Below are 22896 nucleotides of genomic sequence, written 5' to 3'. Positions count from 1 at the left end.
ATTGGTGCGACACAGTAGCATTAACAAGTGTTTCTATATAATCTCTAGGTTCGTATAATATATATTATGTTAAATTGAGCAAATAAAGGTTCCAAAACTAGCTGATCAAGTTGGACAATACAATGTCCTTCTCCTTATCATTCATGCTCTTCTTGTTTAAGGATATCTCACGTTATGCGCTCAGGTGTATTGTGTCTAATGGCTGGTTTGTCGCTTTCGTTTGCAGGCTGTGCTGTAACACCGCCAGAAACGAATGAACCACCGCCATTAAGCGAAGCGTCATTTAACACCCGCATCCTTGAACTTGAAACCTCTCTTGCCCAGCAGTGTGCATCAGCGTCTTCACTACAAGAGCAGCAGCTTAGGCAGCAGCAAGTACTGACGGCTGATGTTCGCGAAGTCGGCAGCCTGTTGCGCTATTTACGTCAAGATGTGGCTGGTATTCAAGCACGCGGTGAAGAGCCCGTTATTGTTCGTGAAGAGTGTGATGTTGAGACCACTCAAGACAACAAAACACTGCTAGGCCGTAGCGAGTGGATTGGTTTGCCCAGTGTTGGCACTTACCTGAAGGCGCGCGTGGATTCAGGAGCCAACACGTCATCATTATCAGCATCCGAAATTACCCGCTTTGAACGTGATGGCGAAAACTGGGTACGCTTTAAATTGGCACTAAATGACGATGACGTGGTCGTAGACCGCGTGCGTGACGAATGGATCGAAGCGCCAATTGTACGTAGAGTGCGTATTGTTCAGGCATCTGGTGAAGAGTCTCGCCCAGTGATCTCGCTTTTAATGACCTTAGGCCCAATCCGCGAAAACGTTGAGTTCACGCTTAATAACCGCACCCATCTGGACTATCCAGTGCTATTAGGACGACGGTTCATGATGGATATTGCCACCATTGACGTTGCTCAAACCTATCTTTACGAACGCCCAGAATTTCCTGGTGGTGAACCCGCCGATCAAGCCGCTGAAGATGAAGCAGCAGATCAAGACGATACTGAAGAGTAACAGCTCTTCCCCGCCGTTTTTCGCTGAAAGGAATCATGATGTCACGGTTGCCATTTTATTTAATCGTTGGATTACTGCTGCTGGTTGGCATTGCCGCCAGTGTGCATCGACATGTTCAGTTCGAAATCCCCTGGCTACCCGGTGAACAGCGCCAGGTGTGGGAAATCGAAGCGGTTATCAACTTTAATGCCCAAGACGGCCCTGTGCAGGTTGATTTAGCGCTACCTTCTCATCAGGCCGGCTATCGAGTTTTGACTGAAAACACGGCATCTTCTGGCTATGGGCTTGCCTACAAAGCAGATGAACTAGGTCGTCAGGCTGAGTGGACTATCCGCAATGCAGCTGGTAGTCAGCAGCTTTATTATTCTGTGCAGATGCTTGTTTCGCCGGATGCACGTTCCCCGGTACAAACGCCTCCAGAATTATCGTCCCCCCCTCCCTGGGAAAGCCCCTACGACACAGCCGCTAGTCAATTAATTGATCGTGCCTGGGCACGAAGCGCCAATAACGCTACCTTTGCAAGAGAATTGATTTTAGATATTAATGGCGAACGCCAAGGGGAAAATGCGCGTCTACTCCTAACTCAAGAACAACCATCGCCACTGATTGTGCGCTTGTTGAATCAAGCGGGTGTTCATGCAAGGGAAGTAAGCGGTCTGTTGATGGAAGATGGTCGTCGTCGACAAACTCTAAGCAGTTGGATTCAAGTGTTCGATGAATCTGCTGAAACATGGGCACTATTTAATCCTGCGACCGGCGAACAAGGAAAGCCCGATAACCTTCTGCTCTGGGAAACAGGCGGTCGCGCAGTCCTAGAGGTTCAGGGCGGCACCAACTCACGGGTAACCTTTTCTATGTTGACGCATTATCAGCCTGCGTCTGCGGCGGTTCGTAATCATTATTCTGACGACACGCTACTGAACTTCTCTATCCATAGCCTTCCTCTGGAAGAGCAGGCTCTTTTCCAAACGATTCTGCTGATTCCCATTGGTGCACTGGTAGTAGTGTTCTTGCGCGTACTGGTTGGGGTGAAAACGTCGGGCACGTTTATGCCGGTGCTTATTGCATTAGCATTTATTCAAACTACCCTGCTAACGGGCTTAATTGGCTTCCTGTTGATTGTGGCCATGGGCCTGATCATCCGGAATTATCTTTCTTACCTCAATTTATTGCTGGTAGCGAGGGTTTCGGCGGTCATCATCACCGTCATAGCAATCATCTCAATTTTCACTGTCATTGCTTATCGCATGGGGCTAAGCGCCGGGTTAACCGTGACGTTTTTCCCGATGATTATCCTGGCATGGACGATTGAGCGGATGTCGATCCTTTGGGAGGAGGAAGGACCAAAGCAGGTATTGATTCAAGGCGGGGGCAGCCTCTTAACTGCTGTATTAGCATTCCTTGCTATGAATAATCCCTGGGTTCGCCACATTACTTTCAACTTCCTTGGCGTTCAGTTCATTCTAATGGCGCTTATCTTGTTGCTTGGTAATTACACGGGCTACCGTTTATTGGAGCTACGCCGCTTTAAGCCAATTACCGATGAAGAGAAATCCTCATGAGCTGGCTAAAGAACTGGACGTGGCCGACTCGTCTTAGGGACAAAGGAATTATCGGCATGAATCGGCGGAATATTCGCTACATTGGCCGCTATAATTCCCGACGCCTATACCCGCTTGTTGACGATAAGCTGAAAACCAAGCTTCTTGCGCAACGTTTTGGCATTACAACGCCTGAGCTCATTGGTACGGTAACGACTCAGTTTGGTGTCAAACATATCGATGAGATGCTGAGTGGCCATTCCGGCTTTGTGATCAAGCCAGCCAAGGGCAGTGGCGGAAAAGGCATACTTGTTATTGAAAAGGTACAAGATGGTGTCTTTATTAAGCCAAGCGGTGTCAGCTTATCGATTGAAGATATTGAGCGCCATGTTTCGAACATACTTTCTGGTCTCTATTCGTTAGGCGGCTCACCGGATGTCGCCGTCATCGAAACGCTGATCAATTTCGATGAAAGCCTGATGGCTTATACCTATGAGGGCGTACCGGACATTCGAGTCATCGTGTTTAAAGGGTATCCTGTCATGGCTATGATGCGGCTCTCTACCGCGGCATCAGATGGAAAAGCTAATCTTCATCAGGGGGCTGTTGGTGTCGGGTTGAACATTGCCACAGGCGCGGCTCTGCGCGGGGTGCAGTTCGACCGCCCTTGCTTTAGCCACCCTGATACAGGACACGACTTGGCGAGCCTAGTCGTCCCACAGTGGGATACTTTGCTCCATCTGGCCGCAGGCTGCTATGAGATGACCGGGCTTGGTTATCTTGGCACCGATATGGTATTAGATCGACAGCATGGCCCCATGCTCCTTGAGCTTAATGCGCGCCCTGGGCTTGCTATACAAATGACGAACGGAGAAGGACTTCGTCGCCGGCTTGACCTAATCGAACAACAGCCTGACGGTGTTCCCGTTGCTGAGCGAGTAGCGTTTGCACAGCACCACTTTGCCCGCCAAAGCGAACTCGTAGAAACGCCTGACACTTCTTCGGCGACGGCGTAGACTACGCATATCCCGTTCAACGAGTGCCCTAATGACAGAAGCTAATACGCTATTACAACAAGCGGAATCCCAGTGCCATACCCGAGGCGTGAGATTTACTCCTATTCGCCGCCGAGTATTGGAACTAATTGCTGAGAATGGTGGCGGCCTAAAAGCGTATGACTTGTTAGACCAACTATCCACTGAGCATGCCGCAGCAAGACCTCCCACGGTTTACCGTGCTCTAGACTTTCTTATCGAGCAAGGTCTCGTCCATCGTATAGAGTCACAAAATGCTTACGTTGCCTGTGCTTGTCCCGAGCATGCCCATGGCTTTCAGCTGTTGATTTGTCGTCACTGTGGCTACGTTGAAGAGCTTCACTTAGATGAAATAAGCGCCCAATTGGCTGAATTAGCCAAACGCCAAGGGTTTAACGTCGAGCGCCAAACAATAGAACTTCAAGGCTTGTGCCAAAATTGTCGATCTGCGAGTAATGAGTAATGTCACGTTTTGACCAATTAGCCCCACGCGACCTATTCAAAGCCTTAGAGTCTGCCAGCCCTTCCGACACGTTGCCCGGGACGGAAACCCTTCTTGATGCAGTACGCTTCAACGAACAAGGCTTGCTGCCTGCCATTGCTCAGCAGTTTGATTCGGGCGAAGTGTTAATGATGGCATGGATGAACCGCGAGGCACTCGAAGAAACGCTAGCAACGCAGCGTGTTTGCTACTATTCACGCTCGCGTAAAAAGCTCTGGCGTAAAGGTGAAACCTCGGGTCAACAACAGCAGCTGAAATCTGCGGCTCTCGACTGCGATGGTGACACGCTATTACTTCAAGTCGATCAAACTGGACCCGCTTGCCACACCGGTCGACGCAGCTGTTTTTACTTATCGGTAAATGAGGAACGTGCGGCGATTACCAGCGAGCCGCTTATCGATCCAGCGGCACTTTACGGCAAGAAATAGTGGTAAAGCCGCTATCCCAAGCAAAGCGCTGGGCCTTGAAGGTACTTGCCATCGTCATGATTGGCTGTATCAAGGTCTATCAATACACAATCAGCCCTCTTCTAGGGCCGCGCTGTCGATTTTGGCCCAGCTGCTCGTCCTATACCGTTGAAGCCATTCAAGTGCATGGCCCTTTCAAAGGCGGCTGGATGGCGATAAAGCGCATTATAAGATGCCACCCAGGCAGCGCCGGCGGTATCGATCCCGTACCTGGTGGCCGAAGCGAGCAGCTGTGTCGTGAAGACCCCGACTTAACTGCGCCGCCTCATTCAAACTGCGACCATCATCACTGATAAAGCTTTCCAGTGTGCACTTACAGTTAAGACTGTTTTGCCACTTGGTAAATGCGCTCCAACATGGCATGCAAGCCGTTACTGCGAGTAGGTGATAAGTGCTTATCCAAACCTAAATCTTTCAAGAAGTGAGGTTCGGTTTGGCTAATTTCATCAGGTGTGCGATCGCTATAGATTCTAAGCAGCAACGCAATCAGTCCTGAAACGATGGCCGCATCCGATGTTGCTTTGAAGATAAGCCTGTCGCCCTGCTCTTCGTGACACATCCATACGTTAGATTGGCAGCCCTGAATCTTAAACTCTTCTGTTCGCTGCTCCTCCGGAAAGTCAGGCAGCTGCTTCCCCATATCGATGATGTATTGATAACGATCCATCCAGTTATCAAATATTTCAAACTCTTCGACCAGCTCTTGCTGGGCCAGCTCAGCGCCGGAAGTTGCCATGGCGTTACCTTTGGGTTGGTGTCTCAATATACTTGCATTATAACGGGTTAGAAGACTATTTTGGGGCCGTTTTCAAGCGGTGACGCTGCTGCTCTTGGTGCCATTCATTATCTTCGGTGTGTAAATAGCGGCTCGTCGTGTCCAATTTCGAATGACGGGCACTTTCGGCTAAATAGCGAAGGCTTACCCCTGCTTGCGCTTGATGTGTAATCGACGTATGCCTCAACCAGTGAGGAGTTGCACGACGCAGCGCACTCACATACGCAGGCTTGCCATTTTGCGCTTCTAACGCATCAGCCGCTTCGCTAAATACGCCTTTAATCAACCGATAAAGTTGGTTGTCGCTAATCCCACGACGTTTATCTAACGCACGAATAAGAGGGTCGGGTTCGTGATAACTGGGCAGGCCTGCTAATCCAAGCGCTTCCCGCCATTCGAGCACACACTCAAGCATATCGCTGGGCACCGGAATACGTGCAAACTTACTCCCCTTACCGACCACCACCCACCACCATCGCCCCTCGCTTTCCTGAAAGTCATCCATCCGAGCGTCAGCCATTTCACTAATACGAGGCGCTAACAGATAAGCGAAGCTGAATATAAATCGTCGCCGCGCTTGCTCATACGCTTTTCGCTCACTAGCATGCCCGGCTGGCGCATTCAGCCATTGCCAAAACCATGCCCAAAGCTCTCGCTCGAAATAGCGTTCAATGGTTTGAGCTTGGTTATTCAACCGCCTTGCCTTGTCGCGCATCAGTACAAAAGGGTTATGGCGCACCCACCCTGCTTCCACTAGCCAGCTAAACAAGCCCTGCAGAATAATCAGGCTTTGCCGTCGGCTTGCCGGCGAAAGACCACCACGAAAAGGTCGCCATTGATTATGATGTCGAGGCTTACTTGCCCCCACCCACTGCTCAGCTGGCTGAGGATCTGCCAGAAAAGCCTCGTATTGGCGCAACATTTCACGATTCATATCACACAAAGTCGTGTTGTGGCTGGATAACCAAAGCAGCAGGCGCTCCGCCTCTCGGCGGTAACTTTTCAGCGTTTGAGGGCTGTATTGATACTCCCTGAGCCAAGCAGCTACAGCTTCAACGTCGTTTTGAGCATCAATTAACTGTACGCCAATTTCCAGGGCGGCAGGTTCATAAAGCCTAGGCAGCAAATCAGGCCAGCTATCTCTTTCTAGGCCTTTGCTTGCTGGCTCTTGCTGTTTCGCTACCTCTCTAGACATCTCTACGTGTTTCCCCATATCTACCGCATGATTTTTCAATGGGTTAAGTGTGCTGTTATCAGCACTTAAATTCAAGATAATGGCAGTAATCTTGAATTTATAACATTTATTGTAAATAATATTACGTTTTATGCATTACGTAATTATTGTAATTTTATCCAAACCCTACGAAAATAGCGCTATTAATCTGACAGGGATAAGCACCATGGCTCGCAGCGGGATTCAATACAGTGATGTTCAGCAAGCAATCGATACCCTGCTCGCTCGCGGCGACACTCCTAGCGTGCAACGTATTCGGGAAGTACTGGGAACGGGCAGCTTCACAACGATCAGCGAGCATTTCCGTAGCTGGCGTATTGAACGAGAGCAAAATCGCGATGTTCCACCACCCAAGGGCGTACCAGAAGTCATCGTTAACGTCGCAACCGAGCTATGGCGCGAGGCGCAAGAGGTCGCCAATCAAGCGCTCGTCCACTATCGTGAAGATGCTAATCGGCAGGTAGAGAGTGCTCAGCAGGAAGCCGCCGAAGCACTTCAGCAGACAGCGAATGCGGAACAACGAGAAAGCGCCCTTGCAGAACATTTGCGGCATACAGAACAACGCCTGGAAACACTGAACCGCGAGCTGGCTGCCAGCCAAGCGAGCGAGCATCAGCGGCAGCAACAGGCAGAGCAAGCCAACCAAGATGCTAAGCGATACCAGCAGTTGCTTACCCAGTCTGAGCATGATGTAGCTTCGCAGAAAGAGCGTTTTACTGAAGAGCTGCAACAACGCCAAGCCGTTTGGGAACAGCGCCTTGTTCAGGAAGAACAGCGTAACGAAGCAGCAGAAGGAAAACTGATGGCGTTGCTAGACACGCTAAGACAAGAGCGTGCCCAAGAAGAGAAAGCACTACAAAAACGCCTGCTTCAGTTCGAGCAGCGCTCAGACAGCTTGGCGAAAGAGCTTCAGCTCAAAAAAGAGGCGCTGCAGCACTACGAATTAGACAACAGCAGCTTGCAACAGCGAATTGACGAGCTTGAGCGCAACAATATGTCGCTTAAAGAGCAACACGCTAGCCTACAAGAGGAGCTTGTTAAGGCCCACCAAGCACTAGAACAGCAGCACCAAGCGGCGCTCAAGGATGAAAACTGGCAGCAACAGCTTTGGCAGCGAATGGAAGCCCTTCAGGCGCAGTTAACAGCTCTGCCCGAAACGCTTTCCTCGCAAGAAAAAGAAGACTCATCACCTAGCGAATGACCTACCGCTCATAAAAAAAGCCCAGCAAATTTCTGCTAGGCTTTTCGAAACGGGAACGGTACAGCTAATATAACGTTTAGCGGTAGTAAGCGTTCGTTGTATCCGTGTGATCGGTCACGTCACGGATACCCGCTAACTCAGGAATCCGCTCCATCAGCGTTTTCTCAACGCCATCTTTAAGCGTTAAATCTACCGCTGCACACCCTTGGCAGCCGCCACCAAAAGCAAGGATCGCTACCTTATCTTCGGTCAGCTCTACCAGCTTGATTTCACCACCGTGGGCCGCCAGCCCTGGGTTAATCTCACTGTAAAGCGTGTAGTTGATGCGGTCTTCCAGCGGGCTGTCCGCGTTAACTTTAGGCATTTTCGCGTTAGGAGCCTTGATGGTTAACTGGCCGCCCATACGATCCGCGTTAAAATCAACAACCGCCTCGTCTAAAAACGCCAAACTGTTTTTATCGAGAAATACGTTAATTTTTTCAAGCTCAAGCTTAACGTCAGTGGGTTCTTCTTCACCTGGACGGCAATAGGCTAAACATGTTTCCGCGTAAGGCGTGCCGGGTTGGGTGATAAAAATACGCACAGCAATGCCTTCAACATTCTGCTTTTCCAACAGTTCAGCAAGATATTCCTGAGCACTGTCAGTAATATCAATACCTTGGGTATCAGTTTCGATAGTCGCGGTCATAAGGGATGTTATCCTCCCGTGGTTGTGGCTTGGCCACATCACATGTCATTTATAACTATTTCATTAACGCCTATGGTAAGCAAAACTGCTCGCCAGCACAATCCCGACTATTTTAGTAGGCTATTGCCTATGTATATGAGCGCGACTCATTAAGATACTGCAATAACTTCACGCCCTTACTTGCTGCCCTATGGTGTGCCCTTTGTTATGATAGGCGCCGCTCACACTATGACGACGACTATAAAAAATATCCTTTCGACTGAGACGCTGGAGATTCCCCCCTGCCATGGCTGCTAGTGATTTGACTGCTTCCCTCACCCAACGCCTTTCCCAACGTATCCTGATTTTGGACGGCGGCATGGGCACCATGTTGCAGAACGCCGAACTCAGCGAGGACGATTTTCGTAGTGACCGCTTTCGTGACTGGCCCTCGGATCTTAAAGGTAATAATGACTTATTAGCACTTACCTGTCCGGACTTAGTGGCACGTATTCACCGCGACTATCTAGAAGCTGGCGCGGATATTATCGAAACCAATACGTTTAATAGCACACGTCTTTCTCAGTCAGACTATGGCATGGAAGATTTGGTGCCTGAGCTGAATCGTGAGTCGGCACGTTTGGCACGTAATGTCTGTGATGCTGTGGCTGCTGAAACGAATATCCCGCGGTATGTCGCTGGGGTACTTGGGCCAACCTCACGCACCGCGTCTCTGTCGCCAGATGTCAACGACCCTTCTAAGCGCAATGTCACCTTCGACGAGCTTCGCGAGAACTATTACGAAGCTGCTAGTGCGTTAATCGAAGGCGGTGCCGATCTTATTATGATCGAGACCATCTTTGACACACTTAATGCCAAAGCCGCTATTTATGCGCTTGAAGAGTTGTTTGATGACCTGAACACGCGGCTGCCTGTGATGATTTCCGGCACCATTACCGATGCGTCAGGCCGCACGCTTTCTGGTCAAACCACCGAGGCATTCTGGAACTCTGTTCGCCACGCTCAGCCGCTCTCAGTTGGCTTGAACTGTGCTCTAGGTGCGGAAGAGCTGCGCCCTTACATCGAAGAGCTTTCCACTAAAGCCGATACCTTTGTTTCTGCGCACCCCAATGCGGGTCTACCCAATGAGTTTGGTGAGTATGACCAAACCCCAGAGGAAATGGCGGCCATTGTCAGCGAGTTCGCAGAAAGCGGACTGGTCAATATTATTGGGGGTTGCTGTGGCTCAACCCCTGAGCATATTCGAGCCATCGCTGAGGCAGTCAGCTCGATGGCGCCCCGCAAGGTTGCAAAGCGTAGTCATGCGTGCCGACTGTCTGGCTTAGAGCCCTTCAACATTGAAGCCGACGCGCTGTTTGTCAATGTCGGTGAGCGCACTAACGTGACCGGCTCGGCACGCTTTAAGCGGCTGATCGTCGAAGAAGACTTCACAACCGCGCTTGAAGTCGCCTTAGAGCAGGTCGAGAACGGCGCGCAAATTATCGACATCAACATGGACGAAGGCATGTTGGAGTCCCAGGAAGCGATGGTTCGTTTCCTTAATTTAATCGCTGGCGAACCCGATATCGCTCGCGTTCCGATCATGATCGACTCCTCTAAATGGGACATCATCGAAGCGGGCCTTAAGTGCGTTCAAGGCAAAGCGGTGGTCAACTCGATCTCGCTGAAAGAAGGTGAAGCCGCGTTTCGCGAGCAAGCCACCAAGTGTCGCCGCTTTGGCGCCGCCATTGTGGTCATGGCGTTTGATGAAGAAGGCCAAGCAGATACCTTTGCGCGTAAAACCGAGATTTGTGAACGCGCCTACCGCTTACTCGTCGATGACATTGGTTTCCCTGCGGAAGATATTATTTTCGATCCTAATATCTTTGCTATCGCGACCGGCATAGATGAGCACAATAACTATGCCGTCGATTTCATTGAGGCTACCCAGTGGATCCGTGAGCACCTGCCTCACGCGATGATCTCCGGCGGCGTGTCGAACGTCTCGTTTTCATTTCGAGGCAATAACCCCGTTCGTGAAGCTATTCACTCGGTGTTCCTTTACCACGCCATTCGTGCAGGCCTCAGCATGGGCATCGTCAATGCGGGCCAATTGGCGGTTTATGATGACTTACCCACTGAGCTGCGTGATGCGGTAGAAGACGTCGTACTCAACCGCCGTAGCGATGGTACCGAGCGGCTGCTTGACCTTGCCGACAAGTACAAGGGCGATGGCAGCGGCGCCGCCAAAAAAGAAGACCTGGAGTGGCGCAGTTGGCCAGTGAATAAGCGTATCGAGCATGCGTTGGTTAAAGGCGTAACTGCATATATAGAAGAGGACACCGAACAGGCTCGCGCCGAGGCCGCTAGGCCCATCGAGGTGATCGAAGGCCCGTTAATGGATGGCATGAACGTGGTTGGCGACCTGTTTGGTGCCGGAAAAATGTTCCTACCTCAGGTAGTTAAGTCGGCTCGCGTCATGAAGCAGGCGGTTGCCTACCTGATTCCCTATATCGAAGCGGAAAAAAGCGAAGAGACCAAGGCCAAAGGTAAGATCGTAATGGCCACGGTTAAAGGCGATGTTCACGATATCGGCAAAAACATTGTCGGCGTGGTACTGCAGTGTAATAACTATGAAGTCATCGACCTTGGCGTGATGGTGCCCACCGAAAAAATTCTGCAAGCAGCCCAAGACCACAATGCTGACATCATTGGGCTTTCTGGGCTGATTACCCCATCGCTTGATGAGATGGTGCATGTTGCTAAAGAAATGAAGCGCAGAGGCATGGATCTGCCGCTGCTCATTGGTGGTGCCACTACCTCAAAAGCCCATACAGCCGTAAAAATTGAGCCACAATACGATCACCCCGTGATTTATGTAACTGATGCCTCCCGAGCGGTTGGCGTTGCAGGCCGTTTACTGGCGCCGAACCTTAAAGCCGCCTACGTTGCCGAGATTCGCGAAGAGTACGAAAAAGTGCGTGAGCGTAACGCCAAACGCCGCCCTAAAGCCGCAGACTTGGATTACACCCAAGCCCGTAAACGACGCTTTCGCACGGATTGGAACAGCTTTACTCCAGTTAAACCTCAGGTGCTGGGTCTCAAAACCTTCGACGACTACGATCTTGAAGAGCTGGTTGAACGCATCGATTGGACACCGTTCTTTATGAGCTGGCAGCTCGCTGGCAAGTACCCCAAAATCCTTGAAGATAAGGTAGTCGGCGAAGCTGCACGCAATTTGTTTGCAGATGCCAAAGTGATGCTGCGCAAGCTAATCGACGAAAAGCGTGTTCAGGCGCGCGGCGTCATTGGCCTGTGGCCCGCTAACAGCGTCGATGACGATGTCATTGAAGTCTATGCCGATGAAAGCCGCACCGAAGTAGTTGAGCGTTTGCACCACATTCGCCAGCAGACCACCAAAGGGCGTGACGGTATTTGCTACAGCCTTGCGGATTTTATTGCGCCTAAAGAGAGCGGCAAAGCCGACTGGATTGGTGGCTTTGCGGTTACCACAGGCCATGGGGTTGATGAACTTTCCAAAGCCTATGAAGCAGCTGGTGACGATTACAATGCCATCATGGTGCAAGCATTAACCGACCGTTTGGCAGAAGCGTTTGCCGAGCGCATGCACGAGCGCGTGCGCAAAGAGTTCTGGGGCTATGTGCCGGAAGAGACGCTGGATAATGACGCGCTAATTGCCGAGAAATATCAGGGTATCCGCCCTGCTCCCGGCTACCCAGCCTGCCCTGACCATACCGAAAAGGCCACGTTGTTCCGGTTGCTTGATGCGACAGAAAATACCGGCTTGGCACTGACCGAAAATTTTGCCATGTGGCCTGCGGCGGCGGTCTCTGGCTGGTACTTCGCACACCCCCAGTCCAAATACTTCTCCACCGGCAAAATCACCCGGGATCAAGTGGAAGCGATTGCGCAACGTAAGCAGATGCCGTTAGTGGAAATGGAACGCTGGCTATCGCCAGTGCTCTCTTACGACCCTAGCTAATGTCAGCAGTGGGACGCCGCCAAGGTAAGGTCATGCGCTTAGCCTTACCCATCATGCTGGGCATGCTCTCACAGAGCATGCTCAACCTTATTGATGCTGCGCTGGTAGGCCACTTAGGCCAAGAGGCATTGGCAGGTGTTGGTATCGGCGGCTATGCCATGTTTATGATGACGGCGCTGGTGTTTGGCCTCTCTTCCAGCGTCCAGTCGCAAACCTCTCAAGACCTGGGCGCAGAACACTTCCCGCTAACACGCTCACTTCACTCTGGCTTGCTGATCGCCGTTATGGTCGGTATTCCATTATCGTGTCTCGCGTGGTGGCAGGCTCCCCAGTTAATACAATTAATTACGCCAGCAGATGATGTGACGACCATTGCCGTGGAGTATTTCCGCTGGCGCGTTGTATCGTTAGCCGCGATTGCCTTAACACTTTGCTTTCGCGGTTACTGGAACGGCCGGCAGCACACGCACCTTTACCTGCGTATTATCGTCATTGTGCATGTGTTCAATGTGATCGCTAGTGCAGGATTAATTTATGGCATTGGTGGCCTTCCAGCGCTGGGTGCCAATGGTGCAGGTATTGGCACGACGCTTTCGCTACTGCTGGGACTGATTATTTGGGCTTACGTGACGTATAACGCCCACGCACTTACCCGACAGAAGCTGACATTGCGTTCATTACAGACCACACTATTTTTGGCTATCCCGCACTCACTGCAACAAGTATGGTTTGCCGCCGGCTATGTGGTGCTGTTCTGGCTATTAGGTAGGATGGGCACGCAGAGTGTCGCTGTCGGCCATGTGCTAGTGAATCTATCGTTGCTACTTATTTTACCTGGAGTCGGGGTGGGTGTGGCGGCAATGAGCTTGGTCGGTGAAGCGTTAGGGCGCGATGATCAACAGGCAGCACACCGCTGGGGAATCGACGCATTAAGCGTCGCTGGTTTGCTGCTGACAGTGTTGGCACTCCCTATGCTGTTGTTCCCGGCAACTGTTCTGGCTATTTTTTTTGAAGATCACTCACTTATTCAGTTAGGCACTCTTCCCTTACAAATTACTGGCTTAATGATAGTGCTGGATGCTGCCGCACTGGTGCTGGCCCAAACGTTAATGGGCGCTGGCGCTCAGCGAACAGTGATGTTGCTCACTTTGAGTATGCAGTGGTTAGTGTTTCTGCCACTGGCCTGGTGGGTAGGCATTGAGTTGGAATATGGGCTACTCGGCGTATGGCTAGTGCAGCTCTTCTATCGTGCACTCAATTCCAGCAGCTTCTTATGGGTATGGCAGCGTCGACGCTGGCTAGCTCAAGCGCTATGACTTATGAACTTTAAATACCATTTAGCGATAAAAAGATAATTATATATTCTTTTGTAGAATATGACGCCCGCGTTAAGGTGACGGCACATTACCGTCCGTCTCGACGTGACCATTTCGCTTTTAGCAGGATCGTGCCACATGTACCGTTATGATATTCACGACCAAACGTTGGTTGACGAGCGCGTTGCTCAGTTTCGTGACCAAATGGACCGCTACCGCGCCGGACGTTTGGGAGAAGAAGAGTTTCGCCCGCTGCGACTCCAAAACGGCCTGTATATTCAGAAGCATGCGCCAATGCTGCGAATCGCCATCCCCTACGGCATGCTGGCGGGCAAGCAGCTTCGCGCGTTAGCGGACATTACCCGCCGCTATGACCGTGGCTATGGCCACTTCACGACTCGGCAAAACTTGCAGCTGAACTGGCCCGCATTGGAAGACGTGCCCGATATTTTGGCAGACCTCGCCAAAGTACAAATGCACGCTATCCAAACCAGCGGCAACTGCATCCGCAATACCACCAGTGACCAGTTTGCCGGTATCGCGGGGGATGAAGTGGAAGACCCACGCCCTTGGTGTGAGCTAATTCGTCAGTGGTCAACCTTACATCCAGAGTTCGCCTACCTGCCGCGCAAATTTAAAATTGCTGTCAGCGGTGCCGCACAGGATCGTGCGGCTATCCAAGTGCATGATATCGGCCTAAGGCTATGGCGTAACGAAGACGGTGACGTGCGCATTAAAGTGCTAGCAGGTGGCGGCCTTGGCCGCACACCTATGATTGGCGACGTAGTGCGCGAAGACCTTCCCTGGCAGCATCTGTTAACGTATCTGGAAGCATGTGTTCGCGTGTATAACCAATTTGGTCGCCGCGATAACAAGTTTAAAGCACGTATTAAAATTCTCGTCAAAGCGCTCGGTATTGAAGAGTTTCGCCGTCGCGTTGACGAAGAGTGGGCGCATCTTAAAGATGGCCCGCAAACACTCAACCAAGCAGCAGTTGATGCGGCCAAGATCCACTTCCCTGAGCCAGAGCGTCGTCTGGTTGCTGAGAGTGCTATTGCCGATTTCGAACAGTTACGCAGCGAAAATCGTAGCTTGGCCCGCTTTGTGACGAATAACGTCACCGACCACAAAGTCCCAGGTTATAAAGCAGTGACGTTATCGCTTAAGCGCCGCGAACACGCACCTGGTGATGTCACAGCGGATCAAATGGAAGCCGTCGCCGACTTGGCCGATCGCTATAGCTTCGGTGAAGTGCGCGTGACCCACGAGCAAAACTTAGTGCTGTCTGATGTTCCCGTCGATGAGCTGGAAGCACTCTGGAAAGAGCTTGATGCACTGGGCATGGCCAACCCAACAGTGGGCACGCTGAACGACATAATCTGCTGCCCTGGCGGTGACTACTGTGGCTTGGCCAATGCGGTCTCCATTCCAATCGCTCAAGCACTACAGGAGCGGTTTGAAGACCTGGATTTCCTCTATGACCTCGGTCCACTGGATCTCAACATCTCAGGCTGCATGAACGCCTGTGGGCATCACCACGTTGGTCACATCGGCATACTTGGCGTCGACAAAAAAGGCGAAGAGTATTACCAAATTTCAATTGGTGGTAACTCAACTGACGATGCCTCGCTAGGTAAAATCCTAGGGCCCTCTTTCTACCGCGAAGACGTGCCGGACGTTGTCGATAAGGTACTTCAAGTCTACGTGGCTGAACGTCACGAAGACGAGCGGTTTCTCGACACCTATCGTCGTATTGGCTTAAAACCCTTTAAGGAGCGTGTTTATGCCCAGCAATGACACTCAGACTGACGCGGTTGAGCTCACGCCGGTACATGTCGATCACCTGATCGCTGATGGTGAATTGGCAGCAGAGAATGCGTGGTGTGTGTCCTATGACGCAGATACGCTTCCTGAGCAACGCCCTGCCTTTGTGCCGTTGGCACTCTGGCAAGCGAACCAAGACGATGTCGAGCTAGCACCGCTGCTTTCAAGTGATACCGAGTTAACCACGGAGCTTGGCCAGCAGCTAAGCAGCACCAGTGCCATAGCCATCGATTTTCCAGCATTTACGGATGGACGTGGCTACACGCTTGCTCGTTTGCTTCGTGAACGCTACAGCTACACTGGTGAAGTACGTGCAGTCGGTGATGTTCTGGTCGACCAGTTGGATTATATGCGCCGCTGTGGTTTTACTTCCATGGCTCTACGTGATGATCAACATCCCGACGATGCTATACGTGCGTTAAACATGTTTAGTGTTCGCTACCAAACCGATGTTGAGCAACGCCAAGCATTATTCGAGCGTCGCCTAGCGGACAACAAGCAGTAGCGCCAAACGGTACCGAGATAGAAGTAGAAACAGAAAGGGCAGCTTCTCGGCTGCCCTTTTGCGTGATAAAGAATGGCAGGTTAACCGCGGCGTTTTTGCTGGCGCTCACGGTTGTTAGCTTTGGCACGGTCACTTTTACGCAACATAACCCAGGTGGCACCAAGGCCGCCCTCCGAAGGCTGCGCAGAAACATAGGCTTGCACTTCATCGAATTGAGTAAGCCATTTAGCCAAATAGGAACGCAGGACATTCGCAGGACTATCTATTTCTCGACCTCGCCCATGCACAATGAGCACAGAGCGAAGGTCGTGAAAGTAAGCTTCTTGAATAAACGGGAACAGCATTCTGCGGCACTCTGCCAACGGCCGTCGTAAGAGATGTAATTGAGCCTGAACATTGTAGCCACCATGTTTCAGTTTATCGACTACGCCTTGCTGAATACCCTCACGGCGGTATTCAATCGGATCAAAAGGCGGCAACAAGTCGACAAAATCATCGGATAAAAAATTACGCTCTTCCAGACGCTGCTCCGCACTTTCACGACGAGCTAGCTGGGCCTCTGTTGGCCGCTGGCGCTGAATGCCTGTATCTGCGCGGTTATGCTTGGGTAGCGGCTTTACATCGCCGACCAACGCACTGAAATCCATCTCATCACGAAGTGATTGATTCATAACAGGCTCCTATAACAGGGTCTAATGCCCTTATCCTAGCAAACCCGCCGACATTGCTTAAGACTTGTTTTCATCAACATCTAACGCCACGCTGATAGCCAACATAATCAAAGGAGTGGGCATGGTTTGGTTAAAACGTTTGGTCGCGTGTAGCACAGCACTACTAATCGGTGCTGCAGGTTGGCTTTGGCTGACAATGCTGAGCCCGTGGTTTTACGAGCGCCCCTCGCACTTGCCGATCATTGAAGAGCGAACCCACAGTGTCTTCGTTTATGGCACGCTGCGTTATCTCCCTGTGCGCTGGGTGGTGATGGGCAGTTCAGGCAACCCGCAACCAGCTCGTCTTGAAGGCTTCAAAAAACAGGGCCTAGACTTGACTCCCGATGCCTATAGCCATGTAGATGGGTTACGGTTAGAAGTCACTGCGGATCAGCTATTACGCTTGGATCGTTATGAGCGCTTGGGCATTCGCTATGAGCGGGTCAAACACACGCTGACTGACGGTTCAACCGCATGGGTTTACCTACGCATGCCCACGCTCAGCCAATTGCTTAACGCATCTCCTGTACAACCATTAGCTCTGGTACCATAAGCAGACAACCCAGCGCCCTCTTTACGTCGTTATTTCTAGGATACCTCATGAGTGATTCCACGCCGTTTGTTTTAATTCTTTACTATTCGCGCTCAGGAGCCACTGCGGATATGGCACGGCAAATTGCAGCAGGTGTCGAAAGCATTACGGGGGTTGAAGCGCGGCTTCGCACCGTTCCCCCTGTCTCCACAACGTGTGAAGCTGTTGACCCCGAGATTCCAGCAGAGGGAGCAGTTTATGCAGACCTTGAGGATTTACGCCACTGCAGCGCATTGGCATTGGGCAGCCCTACACGTTTTGGCAATATGGCTGCGCCGCTTAAGTATTTTCTAGATACCACCAGCAGCCTATGGATGAATGGCGCGTTGATTGATAAACCTGCCTGTGCATTTACATCCACTTCCAGCCTTCACGGTGGCCAAGAAAGCACGCTTCTCACCATGCTGATTCCGTTACTACATCACGGCATGGTCTACGCAGGCATTCCCTATAATGAAACGGCCCTTCTCAGCACCCAAACCGGTGGTACACCCTATGGGGCAAGCCATGTTGCCGGTGCGCGTAGTGACCGCTCTGTCGACGAGCACGAACGGGCACTGTGTCTTGCTCAAGGCAAACGGTTGGCTAGGCTAGCAAGAGCGCTGCATAAAATGCGCCAGGAGGAAGCGGTATGAGGCAGTGGTTAGAAGGTCTTGAGACTCGCCATGGCCTCGACAAACTCACCCAGCAAGCAAGGCAATTAGTGCTCGTTAGTTTTGTCGTTCTGCTGCTGCTAGTTATCTATCGTGGCTTTTTTATTCAGGGTGATACCTTTAACTGGCGTCCTGTGGTTGCATTTGTTCTGCCACTCTTATTATTCCTACCCTCTATCATTGGTCAACGAGCCAGAGGCCATGCTTGGTTAGCATTTGTCAGCCTATTGTACTTCACTCAAGGCACTATGCTGGCCACCCTGCCCGGCCAAGGCGTTCGCGGTGTGCTTGAAGCTGTGGTATCACTGGCACTGTTTACTGGTTGTATGGCGTACGCACGTTTTCGAAGTCGTCAACAGCGCCAAGGGTCAGCTTAGCTAGCGCTCTGTTTGCTAGAAATATCAGTGGGGATAAAACCACAACCAGCCACAAACGCCCGCCGCAACTAAAAAAGCACCTAGCGCAAACAGGCGATGCTTAGTTCGGCGGGCAGGTTTTATATCAATCGGTTCACTATTGAAACGTTTGATTCCCGTCACCATCGCAGCGACTAGATGCTCTCCTTGCAGAGCATGCACAACGATGCCCGCAACATGAATTCCTATTAAGATAAGCAGCACATCACTATTCAGTGAATGCAAACTGGCTAGCTCTCCACTTATGTCTCGGCCCAACAAACCGTAAAACGGGCCCTGAAAGAAGATATCGTCACTCAAAAACAGCCCACTCACTGCCTGAAAACTCAGTGAGAGCAACAAAAGAACCACCATCCACCCCCCCAGAGGGTTGTGGCTCGCATAGCGGGGTGCACGCCGCTTCAGCAGTGCGTTTGCATAAATTGCCGTCTCTTTTGGTCCATAAATAAACGTACTAAAACGAGCATAAACAGGGCCTTTTACGCCCCATATCACGCGAAATATCAATAAACCAATAATGAGGTAGCCTGCCTGGGCATGAACCTCAATCGGAAACAAAAACGGTGCGCCATTGGTTTTAGTGGTGTAAAACGAAATGATCACCGCTGCCAACAAACACCAATGGAATAAGCGTACAAAGACGTCCCAAACGGCTAGCTGTTTTCTTTCATTCTGCATTACGTTGCCCTTTATCTTCTATTCATACATTTTCTCATTTCTTCAATGTTTCTGATATAACGCATTACAGAGCACAGTCGACGCGTTATACAATCAGGCAACTTTGCATTACCCGTACCGTCATCAACTTCTCGGCTGGGCTTCTAAATAGAGCGTGTAAGCAAGGCTTAGAGACAGGGCTTGAGCTTTACAGAAAGACCAGCGACCATGAACAAAATTTAAAGGGAGCAGTATTCAATGACACGCAATATAGCTGATATTAGGCGCGATTATGAAGGCGGCCGCCTTGATGAAGCCCAAGCCCCTGACAATCCCTTTGTGCTGTTTGATGAGTGGTTTAGTCTAGCGTTGGAAACAGAAGGACAAGACGGTAACGCAATGACCCTTTCTACGGTAGATAGTCAGGGACGCCCCCACGCCCGTGTTGTTCTACTCAAGGGGTTTGACGAGAAAGGTATGGTATTTTTCACCAACTACCATAGCCACAAAGGTAGTGAACTGAGTAACGTACCTTTTGCTGCCATCACCTTTTGGTGGCCTTCGTTGTCACGACAAGTCCGTATTGAAGGACCAGTAGAACAAGTGGCACACGAGGAGTCTGATGAATACTTTTCCAGTCGGCCACGTGGTAGCCAGTTGGGTGCCTGGATTGCTACCCAGAGTGTCGTAATCCCTGATCGCAATTGGATTGAAGAGCGGCAAAAACGCTTTGAACAAGCGTACGAAGGGCAAGATATTCCGCGTCCGAATCACTGGGGTGGCTATCGAGTTAATCCTGAAATGATTGAGTTCTGGCAGGGGCAACCCAGCCGTCTTCACGATCGCCTACGCTTTGAACGGCGTGACGGCGGCGATTGGAGCCGCTTCCGCTTAGCTCCTTAATTAAGAAATCCATTAATTTAATGGCTTATTAATTTAGACATTATCTCCACTCGCTTTTACCCACCCCATGGATGGGCCTGCCTCTTAGGAGTTTGAGGCAGGCCTATTTGTGTTAGAAGTAACCTAGTCAGGCTGACTCTCTAACCGGTGGCGCTGCCATTCACTTTCAGGTTCGTTCAACCTAAGCACGGCATCAATCACCTGCTCCTCCATGTTATAGCGACATCTAAAGCCCAAGTGCTTCATCAAGGCGCGCATGGGGTGGTTATCTACCATGATTTTGCCGATCATTTCGAGGGTGCCAATATTGGTGCAGTAATCGATCATTTTTTTCATTAACAGACTACCAATACCCAGCCCCTGCAAATCGTCACGGATAATGACCGAAAATTCCGTGCGAATATTATCGGGATCATTCCATACCCGAACAACACCCAACATCTCTTTACTGCCGTCATCGTGCTGATGCTCGGCAATAAAAGCCATCTGCCGATCGTAGTTGATATGCGACAGAATCGACAAATCACGCTGGGTTAAGCTGGATTTATTGTGAAAATAACGAAAACGAATACTTTCCTCTGATAACTGTCGATGGAACGTCGTAATCAGAGGGGCATCTTCCGCGCGGATGGGGCGAACCTCTACCCGCCATCCATTTTTCAGCGTTACCCACTCACGTAGCTCTTCAGGATAAGGCATGATGGCAAAACGCGCGGGCGTGCCTAAGTCCATGGCAAAATCCACTGCTAACATCCCATCACGGTTCAGCAGCAAAGGATTGAGTTCAAGCCCCCTCAAGTCGCCCAAGTCAGACGCCATTTGGGATAGCTTAACCAACAGCTGGCAGAGCCGCTGGATATCCCGTTCGGGGTCGGCCGAATGCTCGCGAATTAATGAAGCTGCATGGGTTCTACCTACCACGTCCGCGGCCAAACTCATGTTCAGCGGTGGAAGCGCAATCTGACGGTCCGCTAGCACGTTCACTTTGTAGCCGCCTATACCGAAAACAATCAACGGACCGAACACGGGGTCACGAGTGATTCCGGCACAGATCTGCATTGAATGCTTCCCACGCTGCATTGGTTGCAAACAGTATTCGCGAATAGCATATTCTGGGAATTTCTCGCGCACCTTATCGCCCAGCTGACGTATTCCTTCAGCAATTTGTTCCGGCGTTTCTAAATCTTGAAGTAGGCCCGCGGATATTTTATGGGGATGTTTACGGTAGCGATAAGGTCGGCAATTGCCTTCGTGGATGACTTTTAGCGCCTTGGGCCCAGGAAAATGATCTGCCATCGCTAAGGCATCTTCCGGGTTAGCTAAATAGACACTCGGTGCAGCGGGAATGCCATAGGCTTCTAGCACCTGGGCCGTTTCGGAGTGGGTTAACGTTTGCCGCCCCTCTGCTTTGGCGTTTTTAATCAGCGCGCGACACTCCGCACGAATCTCTGCACTGGTCGAAAAAGGCAAGCTAGGTGGAATTTCATGCAGCAGCGCCTGAACACGCTGGTAATCCACCATATGCATAAATGCTTTCACTGCTTTTTCCGGAGATGTATAGGTAGGTATACCCGCCAAATTACACACATGCCTAGCGTTCAGGGCTTCTTTCAGCCCCATCCAACTCGTCAGCAAATTACGTTTAAATGTTTTTCGATGATCAATCAGCGCCTGAGCGGTGGCCAATGAAGGCGCTAAACGAGTAGGCGCGTGAACTACCAGTACGGCATCCACATTTGGATCAGCAGTGACAATTGTTAGCGCTTCTACAAAACGCTCTGGCGTCGCGTTGCCGCCTAAATCTACTGGATTTTCACCGGGCTTGCTCATATCTACCTGGCTTTTATGCAATACACGCTGGGTCTCTTCAGTAAACTCCGCCAGTTTACCGCCCGCGCTAATCAGTTTGTCGATCGCCAGCATGGCAGGTCCTAAACCATTAGAAACAATAGCCAAACGGTCGCCGCGAAGCGGCTTCATTCGCGATAAGGTTTCAAGCGCATCCAACAATTCATCATAATCATTGACGCGAACAACGCCGGCTCGGGCGAAGGCCGCATCAAAAACCACATCACGATTAGCAATACCTGGCGTAGGGGCCATACCCGAAATATCTGACTGCGGCGTTCGACCACTCTTGATGGCGACGACCAAACGGTTACGCGATGCATCGCGTACGGAGGTCATAAAATGCTGAGCATCCATAACACGTTCAAGATGCAGCAGAATCGCTTGCGCAGGAGAAAACTGATTCACATAATCAATCAAATCTGGCAGTAGAACATCGACACTGTCGCCTACCGTGATCAAGTGAGAAAAGCCAACATCGCGGCCAGCAGCCCAATCAATCATGGCATTTGCCAACATGCCCGATTGCCCTAAATAGGCCACCTTGCCTGCTTGAACTGGCTGACTGGCATAGGAGGCATTCAGTTTCTTCCCAGGCACAATCAGCCCCATGCATTCTGGCCCTAATACCCGGATACCCGACTCAATCGCCGACTGCAACATACGTTGCCGAATAGACCCCTTATTACCCGTCTCACGATCAAGGTAAGCACCACCGGAAAGCACCAAAGCAGCTTTAACACCAAACTGCCCAAGTTTTTTGATAAGACTAGGGACACCATCGATTGGGGAACAAATAACGGCTAAATCAGGGATTTCAGGGAGCTCATTCACGGTGCGGACGCAATCCACACCAAAAACTGAGTCATATCCTTTAAGATTGACCGCCCATATTTTCCCCCTAAAACCGCCCTCTTGAAGATTATTGAGTACTAAACCACCCAACGAGGCTGGCTTTTCAGAGGCACCGAACACAGCCACTGTGCTCGGTTCGAAAAAATGATGCAAAAAACGTGTGCTCACGAATGCGTCTCCCC

At 50.9% G+C, this 22896-nt stretch carries 21 protein-coding genes; 15 read left to right on the top strand and 6 right to left on the bottom strand.

The genetic code is table 11. From position 1 onward, the window contains the following. Positions 1–174: 174 nt before the first annotated feature. Genes B6A39_RS09075 through yidD form a run of 6 tightly spaced genes read left to right on the top strand, consistent with a single transcriptional unit; the run spans position 175 to position 4848 of the window. Entirely contained in the window at positions 175–1011 is an 837-nt protein-coding gene (locus tag B6A39_RS09075; protein ID WP_083004309.1) for an ATP-dependent zinc protease family protein, read from the top strand. Positions 1012–1049: 38 nt separating this feature from the next. After that, complete coding sequence (locus B6A39_RS09070; RefSeq protein ID WP_083004304.1) at positions 1050–2573, top strand: inactive transglutaminase family protein; 1524 nt, start codon at positions 1050–1052, stop codon at positions 2571–2573. Next, on the top strand, positions 2570–3568 hold the full coding sequence (locus B6A39_RS09065) for an alpha-L-glutamate ligase-like protein (RefSeq protein WP_083004301.1): 999 nt from the start codon (positions 2570–2572) through the stop codon (positions 3566–3568). The genes B6A39_RS09070 and B6A39_RS09065 overlap by 4 nt, the downstream gene beginning before the upstream one ends. Before the next feature lie 31 nt (positions 3569–3599). Then, entirely contained in the window at positions 3600–4049 is a 450-nt protein-coding gene (locus tag B6A39_RS09060; RefSeq protein WP_038484256.1) for a transcriptional repressor, read from the top strand. After that, positions 4049–4516, top strand: a complete 468-nt coding sequence (gene hisI, locus B6A39_RS09055) for a phosphoribosyl-AMP cyclohydrolase (RefSeq protein ID WP_083004297.1) — start codon at positions 4049–4051, stop codon at positions 4514–4516. Before B6A39_RS09060 ends, hisI begins: the two co-directional genes overlap by 1 nt. Positions 4517–4572: 56 nt before the next feature. Continuing rightward, entirely contained in the window at positions 4573–4848 is a 276-nt protein-coding gene (gene yidD / locus B6A39_RS09050) for a membrane protein insertion efficiency factor YidD (RefSeq protein ID WP_232318771.1), read from the top strand. A gap of 26 nt (positions 4849–4874) precedes the next feature. Here the strand turns inward: yidD and B6A39_RS09045 are convergent, their stop codons facing one another. Further along, on the bottom strand, positions 4875–5291 hold the full coding sequence (locus tag B6A39_RS09045) for a SufE family protein (protein ID WP_083004290.1): 417 nt from the start codon (positions 5289–5291) through the stop codon (positions 4875–4877). Between the two features lie 55 nt (positions 5292–5346). Continuing rightward, entirely contained in the window at positions 5347–6525 is a 1179-nt protein-coding gene (locus B6A39_RS09040) for a tyrosine-type recombinase/integrase (RefSeq protein ID WP_083004287.1), read from the bottom strand. Positions 6526–6730: 205 nt separating this feature from the next. Here B6A39_RS09040 and B6A39_RS09035 point away from each other — a divergent pair, with 205 nt between their 5' ends. Continuing rightward, a complete protein-coding gene (locus B6A39_RS09035) occupies positions 6731–7765 on the top strand; it encodes a DNA-binding protein (protein WP_083004283.1) in 1035 nt (344 codons plus the stop codon). A 76-nt stretch (positions 7766–7841) separates the two neighbouring features. Here B6A39_RS09035 and nfuA read toward each other — a convergent pair whose 3' ends face one another. Then, positions 7842–8453: a Fe-S biogenesis protein NfuA gene (nfuA, locus tag B6A39_RS09030; RefSeq protein ID WP_038484241.1), complete on the bottom strand. Its 612-nt coding sequence runs from the start codon at positions 8451–8453 to the stop codon at positions 7842–7844. A gap of 286 nt (positions 8454–8739) precedes the next feature. On the opposite strand from nfuA, the gene metH reads away from it, so the two are divergent. The 4 genes from metH (at position 8740) to B6A39_RS09010 (ending at position 16080) form a co-directional block, all read left to right on the top strand. Beyond that, positions 8740–12435: a methionine synthase gene (gene metH / locus B6A39_RS09025; protein WP_083004279.1), complete on the top strand. Its 3696-nt coding sequence runs from the start codon at positions 8740–8742 to the stop codon at positions 12433–12435. Further along, positions 12435–13751: an MATE family efflux transporter gene (locus tag B6A39_RS09020; RefSeq protein ID WP_083004275.1), complete on the top strand. Its 1317-nt coding sequence runs from the start codon at positions 12435–12437 to the stop codon at positions 13749–13751. The genes metH and B6A39_RS09020 overlap by 1 nt, the downstream gene beginning before the upstream one ends. A 138-nt stretch (positions 13752–13889) precedes the next feature. Then, complete coding sequence (locus B6A39_RS09015) at positions 13890–15548, top strand: nitrite/sulfite reductase (RefSeq protein WP_083004272.1); 1659 nt, start codon at positions 13890–13892, stop codon at positions 15546–15548. Further along, on the top strand, positions 15535–16080 hold the full coding sequence (locus B6A39_RS09010; protein ID WP_083004268.1) for a DUF934 domain-containing protein: 546 nt from the start codon (positions 15535–15537) through the stop codon (positions 16078–16080). Before B6A39_RS09015 ends, B6A39_RS09010 begins: the two co-directional genes overlap by 14 nt. 80 nt (positions 16081–16160) lie before the next feature. On the opposite strand, the gene smrA is transcribed toward B6A39_RS09010, so the two are convergent. After that, entirely contained in the window at positions 16161–16751 is a 591-nt protein-coding gene (gene smrA, locus B6A39_RS09005; protein WP_083004264.1) for a DNA endonuclease SmrA, read from the bottom strand. A gap of 121 nt (positions 16752–16872) precedes the next feature. On the opposite strand from smrA, the gene B6A39_RS09000 reads away from it, so the two are divergent. From B6A39_RS09000 to B6A39_RS08990, 3 genes are read left to right on the top strand one after another with little or no spacing between them, the layout of a single operon-like run. Further along, a complete protein-coding gene (locus B6A39_RS09000; RefSeq protein ID WP_083004261.1) occupies positions 16873–17343 on the top strand; it encodes a gamma-glutamylcyclotransferase family protein in 471 nt (156 codons plus the stop codon). 47 nt (positions 17344–17390) lie between these two features. Beyond that, positions 17391–18017, top strand: a complete 627-nt coding sequence (gene wrbA / locus B6A39_RS08995) for an NAD(P)H:quinone oxidoreductase (protein ID WP_083004256.1) — start codon at positions 17391–17393, stop codon at positions 18015–18017. Next, a complete protein-coding gene (locus B6A39_RS08990; protein ID WP_083004253.1) occupies positions 18014–18412 on the top strand; it encodes a DUF2069 domain-containing protein in 399 nt (132 codons plus the stop codon). Before wrbA ends, B6A39_RS08990 begins: the two co-directional genes overlap by 4 nt. A 24-nt stretch (positions 18413–18436) precedes the next feature. On the opposite strand, the gene B6A39_RS08985 is transcribed toward B6A39_RS08990, so the two are convergent. After that, positions 18437–19129, bottom strand: a complete 693-nt coding sequence (locus tag B6A39_RS08985; RefSeq protein ID WP_083004249.1) for a cytochrome b/b6 domain-containing protein — start codon at positions 19127–19129, stop codon at positions 18437–18439. A 237-nt stretch (positions 19130–19366) separates the two neighbouring features. Here B6A39_RS08985 and pdxH point away from each other — a divergent pair, with 237 nt between their 5' ends. Then, positions 19367–20011 carry a pyridoxamine 5'-phosphate oxidase gene (gene pdxH, locus B6A39_RS08980; protein ID WP_083004245.1) on the top strand — a complete coding sequence of 215 codons (645 nt, stop codon included), beginning with the start codon at positions 19367–19369 and terminating at the stop codon, positions 20009–20011. 123 nt (positions 20012–20134) lie between these two features. Here pdxH and B6A39_RS08975 read toward each other — a convergent pair whose 3' ends face one another. Continuing rightward, positions 20135–22882, bottom strand: a complete 2748-nt coding sequence (locus B6A39_RS08975; RefSeq protein ID WP_083004242.1) for a bifunctional acetate--CoA ligase family protein/GNAT family N-acetyltransferase — start codon at positions 22880–22882, stop codon at positions 20135–20137. Between the last annotated feature and the right edge of the window lie 14 nt (positions 22883–22896).

It is taken from the genome of Halomonas sp. GT, from assembly GCF_002082565.1.
In the GTDB taxonomy this organism is placed as follows: domain Bacteria; phylum Pseudomonadota; class Gammaproteobacteria; order Pseudomonadales; family Halomonadaceae; genus Vreelandella.
Note: the sequence above shows the minus strand (reverse complement) of the source record. Positions and strands in the feature narration are given on the sequence as shown.